Raw genomic sequence first — 7,909 nt, forward strand, 5'->3', positions numbered from 1 at the left:
CGCTCCGGGAGGAGGCGGGCTGGACGGCGCTGCGCGTGCGGTACCGCCGCCTCCTCACCAGGATCGTCGTCCACGACCTGAGCCAGGCCGACCCCGTCGCGGCGATCGACCGGGTGACGAGGGCGCTGGCCGACCTCGCCGGAGCCGCGCTGGAGGCGTCCCTCGCCGTGGCGCGGACCGAGCTGGTCGAGGGCACGGGCCCGGGTCGCTTCGGCCGCGACGAGGTCGCCGCCACCCGCTTCGCCGTCATCGGCATGGGCAAGGCGGGAGCGTCCGAGCTCAACTACGTCAGCGACGTCGACGTGATCTTCGTCGCCGAGGGCGACCCGGAGAAGGAGCTGACGAACGCCCGTGCGATCGACGTGGCCACCCGGCTCGCCGTGCTCCTCATGCGCGGGACCTCCGCGCTGGCGATGGAGCCGGAGCTCTGGGAGGTCGACCCGAACCTGCGCCCGGAGGGCAAGCAGGGCGCGCTCGTGCGCACCCTCGAGTCGCACATCACCTACTACGACCGGTGGGCGAAGAGCTGGGAGTTCCAGGCGCTGCTCAAGGCGCGCCCGCTCGCCGGCGACCAGGAGCTGGGGCGGGCGTACGTCGACGCGGTCGCGCCCAAGGTCTGGTCGAGCGCCTCCCGCGAGAACTTCGTCGAGTCGGTGCAGCGGATGCGGGAGCGGGTCACCGAGAACATCCCGCAGAACGACGTCCACTACCAGATCAAGCTCGGGCCCGGCGGACTGCGCGACATCGAGTTCACGGTGCAGCTGCTCCAGCTCGTCCACGGGCAGACCGACGACGAGATCCGCATGCCCGGGACTCTGCTCGCCCTAGGCGCCCTCGCCGACCGCGGGTACATCGGCCGCTCCGCCGCGGAGGAGTTCGCGCAGGACTACCGAGCACTCCGGCTGCTCGAGCACCGCCTCCAGCTGCGGCGCCTGCGACGCACGCACCTGATGCCGCGGGACGAGCACGAGCTGCGGACCCTCGCCCGCTCCAGCGGGCTCGCCCGCACGGCGGAGGAGCTGCTGAGCGTCTGGAACGGGATCAAGCACCGCGTCCGGGGCCTGCACGAGCGCCTGTTCTACCGTCCGCTGCTCTCCGCGGTCGCCGCGCTCTCCGACGGCGGCGCCGAGCTGTCCACCGGCCAGGCGGAGGCGCGCCTCGCCGCCATCGGCTTCGCGGACGCCCGCGGGGCGCTCGGCCACATCGCCGCGATGACCTCGGGCGTCTCGCGCCGCGCGAGCATCCAGCGCCACCTCGTGCCGGTGATGCTGCAGTGGTTCGCCGACGGACCGGACCCCGACTACGGCCTGCTCGCGTTCCGGCGCCTCAGCGACGCACTGGGCGGGACGCCCTGGTTCCTCCGGATGCTGCGCGACTCGTCCGGAGCCGCCAAGCGGCTCACCACGGTGCTCTCCGGATCGCGCTTCGTCGGCGAGCTTCTCGACCGCATCCCGGAGTCGGCGGCCTGGCTCGAGGACGACGACGCCCTCCGCCCCCGTAGCGCCGCCCAGCTCGCCGAGGAGGTGCGCGCCGTGCTCGCCCGGCACGAGACGCCCGACGCGGTCGCCTCAGTCCTCCGCTCGATGCGCCGGCGCGAGGTGCTGCGGACCGCCATGGGGGGCGTGCTCGGTCTCAGCTCGATCGAGGAGATCGCGACCAGCCTCACCGACATCATCAGCGCACTGCTGGGCGGCGTGCTCGCCGCCATCCGGCGCGGCAGTGCGACCCGGCCCGGCGCCGACGCGGAGTTCGCGATCATCGGCATGGGCCGATACGGGGGAGCGGAGCTGGGCTTCGGCTCCGACGCCGACGTGATGTACGTCCAGCGACCCGGCACCGCCGAGCCGCACCAGGCCCAGCTCTACTCGCAGTTCGTCGTCGCCGAGCTGGTCCGGCTCACGGAGGACTCCCGCCTGCCGCTTGACCTCGACGCCGACCTGCGGCCCGAGGGCAAGAACGGCCCCCTCGTGCGCTCCCTCGACTCCTACCGCGCCTACTACGCCCGCTGGTCGCTGACCTGGGAGGCGCAGGCGCTGCTCCGGGCGCGGGGAGTGGCGGGGGACCAGGCGCTCATCGAGGACTTCGAGGAGCTGGCTGACGGGGTCCGCTACCCGGGAGCGGTCTCCGACCGCGACATCCGCGAGGTGAAGCGGATCAAGGCACGGGTCGAGAGCGAGCGCCTGCCGCAGGGCGCCGACCCCCGCCGTCACCTCAAGCTCGGCCGTGGATCGCTGAGCGACGTCGAGTGGCTGGTGCAGCTCCTCCAGCTGCAGCACGCGCGGCGGACCCCGGCGCTGCGGACCACCTCGACCCTCACCGCCCTCGCGGTCGCGGAGGAGGAGGGCATGGTCGGCCCGCAGGACGCGGAGCGGCTGCGGGCCGCGTGGATCCTCGCGTCCCGTGTCCGCTCGGGCACCACGCTCTGGGGCAACCGCACCAGCGACGTCCTCCCGACCGACCGCCGGCAGCTCGAGGGCGTCGCGCGCCTGCTGGAGTACCCGGCCGGGTCCGCGACGGCGCTCGAGGACGACTACCTCGGTGTGACCCGCCGCTCACGCGCGGTCTTCGAGCGCCTGTTCTACGGGCCGGCCGCGGGAGACGCTTCCTCCTACCGCTGACGCCCGCGCGCCGGGGACGGCGAAGGGCCGCCCCTCCGAGGAGGAACGGCCCTTCGGCAGTGCTGCGGGATCAGACCCCGTAGTACAGCTCGAACTCGAACGGGTGAGGACGCTGCGCGAGGGGCTTGATCTCCTTCTCGCGCTTGTACTCGATCCAGGTGTCGATGAGCTCCTGAGTGAACACGCCGCCCTGGAGGAGGAAGTCGTGGTCGGCCTCGAGGGCGTCGAGCGCCTCGCCCAGGGTCGCGGGGACCTGCGGGATGAGCTTCGCCTCCTCGGGGGGCAGCTCGTAGAGGTCCTTGTCGACCGGCTCGTGCGGCTCGATGCGGTTCTTGATGCCGTCGAGGCCCGCCATCAGCTGGGCGGCGAACGCGAGGTACGGGTTGCCGGAGGCGTCGGGCGCACGGAACTCGATGCGCTTGGCCTTCGGGTTCGTGCCCGTGATCGGGATGCGGATGGACGCGGAGCGGTTGCCGGCCGAGTAGACCAGGTTGACCGGCGCCTCGAAGCCCGGGATCAGGCGGTGGTACGAGTTGACCGTCGGGTTCGTGAACGCGAGGACGGCGGGGGCGTGCTTGAGCAGGCCGCCGATGTACCAGCGCGCGAGGTCCGAGAGACCGCCGTAGCCGTTCTCGTCGTAGAAGAGCGGCGTGCCGTCGTTCCACAGCGACTGGTGGGTGTGCATGCCCGAGCCGTTGTCGCCGAAGAGCGGCTTCGGCATGAACGTGGCGGTCTTGCCCCACTGCTCGGCCGTGTTCTTGACGATGTACTTGAACTTCAGGATGTCGTCCGCCGCGTGGACCATCGTGTCGAAGCGGTAGTTGATCTCGGCCTGGCCGCCGGTGCCCACCTCGTGGTGCGAGCGCTCGAGGATGAGGCCTGCATCGATCAGCTTGAGGCAGATGTCGTCGCGGAGGTCGGCCTGCTTGTCGACGGGGCTCACCGGGAAGTAGCCGCCCTTGTAGGGCGTCTTGTTGCCGAGGTTGCCGCCCTCCTCGACGCGTCCCGAGTTCCAGGCGCCCTCGACCGAGTCGACGGAGTGGAACGCGGAGTTCTGCGTGATCTCGTAGCGGACGTCGTCGAAGATGTAGAACTCCGCCTCGGGGGCGAAGAACGCGGTGTCGGCGATGCCGGTCGACGCGAGGTACTTCTCGGCCTTCTTCGCGACCTGACGCGGGTCCTTGGAGTAGATCTCGCCGTTGCGCGGGTTGTAGATGTCGAAGACGAGGATCAGCGTGCGCTCGACGCGGAACGGGTCCACGTAGGCGGTGGTCACGTCCGGGATCAGCTGCATGTCCGATTCGTGGATGTTCGCGAATCCGCGGATCGAGGACCCGTCGAAGAGCTGACCGACGGAGAAGAACTCCTCATCGACAGTCGAGGCGGGGATGTTGAAGTGCTGCTGGACACCGGGGAGATCGGTGAACCGGATGTCGAGGAACTTGACGTCCGTGTCCTTGATGAACGAGAGCACCTCGGAAGAATCTTTAAACATGCAAAGGTCTCCAATGGCGTAACGGGGTGCTGCAGAGCGCAGCCGTTCCAGGGTAGTGACGGGGGGTTTCCCCACCGTGTCCCTCTTGTTTCCGACATGTTACGGGGCCCGTCCGGGGTCGGGCTCCACGTCGCCTGCCGGACCACCCGCCCCTCGGTCCGCTCCGAGACGCCGCGGATAGGATCGGAGGATGCCAGCCGCCGACCGCAGGACCTTCGCCGACGCCGCCCCGAGCTCGTACCCGGGAGAGCGTCTCGGCCTCCCCCGAGAGGGTCGCCTCTCGGTCGGACGGTCCGGCCGCCGCATCGCCGCCCTGGCCGTCGACTTCGCCGTCGCCGCTCTGCTGTCGCTCGCGTTCTTCGACTACGACCGCTGGGCGAGCCTGCTGCTGTTCGTCCTGCTGCAGGTCGTCTTCATCCCCACCATCGGCGGCAGCATCGGGCACCGCCTGCTCGGGATGCGCGTCATCCGTCTCGGCGGGGGCTGGGTCGGCGTGTGGCGCCCGATCGTGCGCTCTGTGCTGCTGGCCGTGCTGGTGCCGGCGCTCGTCTGGGACTCGGACCAGCGCGGCTTCCACGACAAGGTGGCCTGGACGGTTCTCGTCCGCTACTGACTCGCGCCGCAGACGAAGCAGGCCGGCCGGGAGAGATCCCGACCGGCCTGTCGCGTCGTGCGTCAGCGCGATCGCTGAGGGCGCACCTTGAAGGGGTCGACGCCCTTCGGGATGGGCAGCGACGTGTTGAGCGAGGAGAGCCGGTTCTTCACCGCGAGGACCTCGGCCTTGGTGAGGACCTTCTTCGTCTTCGAGAGGCGGCTCGGCACCTTGTGCAGCGGAGTCGCATCGGCGTCGGAGCCGACGTGCACGAAGGTGACGGGGACGTTCGGCAGGATCCGCGACACCTTGCGCCGCTCGTCCTCGAGCATGCGCTTGGTCCGGGAGGCGGGGCCCTCCGCGATCAGCACGACGCCTCCGCGGCCGACGGCGCGGTAGACGGCGTCCTGGGTCTTGCCGTTGACGGCGACGGGCATCTCGCCGCCGGTCCAGGTGCCGCGCAGTCCGCTGCGCAGGACGGCGCCGACCGCGCCGGGCTGCCCGGCGATCTGCCCGTAGGCGGCGCGCTCGGCGCGGCGCGAGAGCACGGCGAGTCCGGCGACCAGGCCGGCCATCACGCCCACGATGATCCACAGCGCGATCACGAAGCCGTTGCCGTTGCCGAGCAGGATGCCGAGGAGCACGCCGAGCAGGATCGGGAGCAGGAGCGCGAGGAGGATGATCCAGACGGCGCTGCTGTCGTAGCGGCGGGTCATCTGGAACACCTGCCACATCTGCTTGAGACGTCCGGGTTCCTTGACCGCCTTCGTCGACGGTTCCGTGCTGCGTGCCATGACGTCAAGGATACCGAGCGGGAGCGCGGCGGCGGACCCCGGACGCGGATCCGGCTCCTCCACAGAGGGCACGTGCGCCGATCCGTCCACCGATCGGGATCGACGGGCGTCCTCCGCCCCGACCTGCGGTCAGGCTCGCCTCATGACGAGCAGCGGGACGGTCCAGGGCCGGAGGATCGGCGGAGTGCGGACGGGGAGGCGGCGGACGCCTGCGCCGAATGCCGCACCGCCGGCCGAGCGGACGATGCGGCCGCGGGAGGCCGAGGCGCTACAGGTGTCGGCGGTGGCTCGGCTCGCCGAGCACCGCCACCGCGAGCGCATCGTCCGGGTGGAGTCGTCTCCGAGGAGGCGCATCGTCTCGACCGCCCCTCCCGTCGTCGCCACACTCGAGAGGTTCCTGCGGGTCGAGCGGGGGATCGCACTCGGCGCCGCGGTCACCCTCCTCGCCCCCGTGGTGGGCGCGGTCCGGTCGGCCGCGCTCGAGGGAGCATGGCTGGCTCCGACGACGGACGACATCGGCCTGACGGAGGAGGGTCGGCCGCTGCTGCTGCTGACGACGCCCGCCGTCGACACCCCGCGTGCGGCGCGCGACGCGCTGCAGCGGGTCCTGGAGCGCCTCGGAATGCTCTGCCCGGAGCTGCCGGTCGCCGCCCTCGCGCGGCACCGCGACCTGCTGGCGCTGGAGGGCAACCTCTACGGACTCGCTGATCCGCAGGGGATAGGCGAGGCGGTGCGGGCGCTGCCGACGTCCGGCGCGGATGCACGGGGTCGGGAGGCGGTGCCTGCTCCGGCTGCCCGGCACCGGCGGGTCCATCCGCTCGACGGCTGGCAGGACCGCCTCCGGGCGTTCGTCGTCCGGCGTCGGGGACCGCTCTCCGTCGGGACGGCGATCGTGCTGGGAGCGGTGCTCGCCGGATCGCTCGCGGGCGGGCCCGGTCGGCAGGTGCAGGATGCGGAGGCGTCGACCGCAGCCGCGCCCGTTCCGGCTCGGTCGACTCCGCCGGCGGTGGCGACCGCGGCACCGCCCGCTCCGGTCGCGGCGACCTCACTCGACGCCGAGCAGGCGGCGGAGGTGCTGATCGACGCGGTGCGCGCGTGCGGGGACCGGGAGTGCGCCCGCGGTCTGGTCACGGCGGACTCGCCGCTCGGCGACGCAGCGGACGGCCCCGCCTCCGCTGTCCCGGCGACGGGGGAGGCGTCGGCCGTCCTCGTCGACGTGAACGGGGCATCGGCGGTCGTGCACCTCCGGACGGCCCCGGGGAGGACAGCGGCCTCCGTCCTGATCATCAGGACGGAGGCCGGCTGGCTCATCCGCGACGTCTACACCGGAGCGGCCTCGTGAGAGGCGCGCTCAGGGGGAGCGTGTCAGATGCCGAGGTCGTTCTCGAACGAGCCCTCCTCGAGGCGCTCCTTGATCGCGACCAGGAAGCGCGCCGCGTCGGCTCCGTCGACCGTGCGGTGGTCGTACGAGAGCGCGAGGAAGACGGTCGAGCGGATCGCGATGGCGTCAGTACCGTCCACCTGCACGACGGCCGGCTTCTTGGTGACGATGCCGGTGCCGAGGATCGCGGTCTGCGGCAGGAACACGACGGGAGTGTCGAACAGGGCCCCGCGCGAACCGGTGTTGGTCAGCGTGAAGGTGCCGCCGGCGAGCTCGTCGGGCTTCAGCTTGTTGTTGCGGGTGCGCTCGGCCAGGTCTCCGATGGTGGAGGCGATCTGCGCGAGGTTCAGCTCGGACGCGTTCTTGAGGACCGGGGTCAGCAGGCCGCGCTCGGTGTCGACGGCGATGCTGATGTTCTCGTGGTCTGGGTAGACGATCGACTCGCCGTCGAGGGTCGAGTTGATCACCGGGTAGGCCTTGAGCGCCTCGGCCGCCGCGAGGGCGAAGAACGGGAGGAAGGACAGCTTGGCGCCGGTCTTCTCCTGGAAGCTCTTCTTGACCGAGTCGCGGAAGCGGGCGACCGCCGTGACGTCGACCTCGATGACCGAGGTGAGCTGGGCGCTCGTCTGCATCGACTCGACGGCGCGCTGCGCGAGGACCTTGCGCAGGCGCGACATCGGCTGCGTGGTGCCGCGGAGGGGCGACGTCTCGAGCGGGGTGCGCGCGGCCTTGGCGGCTGCGGCGGCGGGCGCCGAGACCGGGGCGGCCGGAGCCGACTTGGCGGCCTCGACCGCGTCGAGGACGTCCTGCTTGCGGATGCGGCCGCCGACTCCGGTTCCCGTGAGGGTGGAGAGGTCGATGCCGTTCTCGCCGGCGAGCTTGCGCACGAGCGGGGTGACGTAGCCGGGGTTGGAGTCGGTGGGCTCCGGGGAGGCGCCGGAACGCGAGCAGGCCGTAGTCGGGGTCCGGTCCGTCGGCGAACCACTGCAGCATCACCGGCACGAGGTGGCGCTGGATGCTCGCGCGGCG

At 71.6% G+C, this 7,909-nt stretch carries 5 protein-coding genes and 1 pseudogene; 3 read left to right on the forward strand and 3 right to left on the reverse strand.

Features of this window, described 5'->3' with window-relative positions; genetic code table 11:
- Window positions 1-2,618, forward strand: a 2,618-nt coding sequence (locus C5D04_RS17195; RefSeq protein WP_104348109.1) for a bifunctional [glutamine synthetase] adenylyltransferase/[glutamine synthetase]-adenylyl-L-tyrosine phosphorylase, incomplete at its 5' end; no start/stop codon positions are given.
- Window positions 2,619-2,688: 70 nt separating this feature from the next.
- Here C5D04_RS17195 and glnA read toward each other — a convergent pair.
- Window positions 2,689-4,113 carry a type I glutamate--ammonia ligase gene (gene glnA, locus C5D04_RS17200; protein WP_104223668.1) on the reverse strand — a complete coding sequence of 475 codons (1,425 nt, stop codon included), beginning with the start codon at window positions 4,111-4,113 and terminating at the stop codon, window positions 2,689-2,691.
- Between the two features lie 190 nt (window positions 4,114-4,303).
- Between glnA and C5D04_RS17205 the strand changes: the two genes are divergently transcribed.
- Entirely contained in the window at window positions 4,304-4,726 is a 423-nt protein-coding gene (locus tag C5D04_RS17205) for an RDD family protein (RefSeq protein WP_104348110.1), read from the forward strand.
- Between the two features lie 62 nt (window positions 4,727-4,788).
- On the opposite strand, the gene C5D04_RS17210 is transcribed toward C5D04_RS17205, so the two are convergent.
- Complete coding sequence (locus C5D04_RS17210; RefSeq protein WP_104223728.1) at window positions 4,789-5,499, reverse strand: DUF4191 domain-containing protein; 711 nt, start codon at window positions 5,497-5,499, stop codon at window positions 4,789-4,791.
- A 274-nt stretch (window positions 5,500-5,773) separates the two neighbouring features.
- Between C5D04_RS17210 and C5D04_RS17215 the strand changes: the two genes are divergently transcribed.
- Window positions 5,774-6,841 (forward strand): hypothetical protein, encoded by a 1,068-nt coding sequence (locus C5D04_RS17215; protein WP_104348111.1) that lies wholly within the window; start codon window positions 5,774-5,776, stop codon window positions 6,839-6,841.
- 23 nt (window positions 6,842-6,864) lie between these two features.
- Here the strand turns inward: C5D04_RS17215 and sucB are convergent.
- A pseudogene (gene sucB / locus C5D04_RS17220) lies at window positions 6,865-7,815 on the reverse strand (2-oxoglutarate dehydrogenase, E2 component, dihydrolipoamide succinyltransferase); the annotation flags it as partial.
- Between the last annotated feature and the right edge of the window lie 94 nt (window positions 7,816-7,909).

Source organism: Rathayibacter sp. AY1D2, from assembly GCF_002932695.1.
In the GTDB taxonomy this organism is placed as follows: domain Bacteria; phylum Actinomycetota; class Actinomycetes; order Actinomycetales; family Microbacteriaceae; genus Rathayibacter.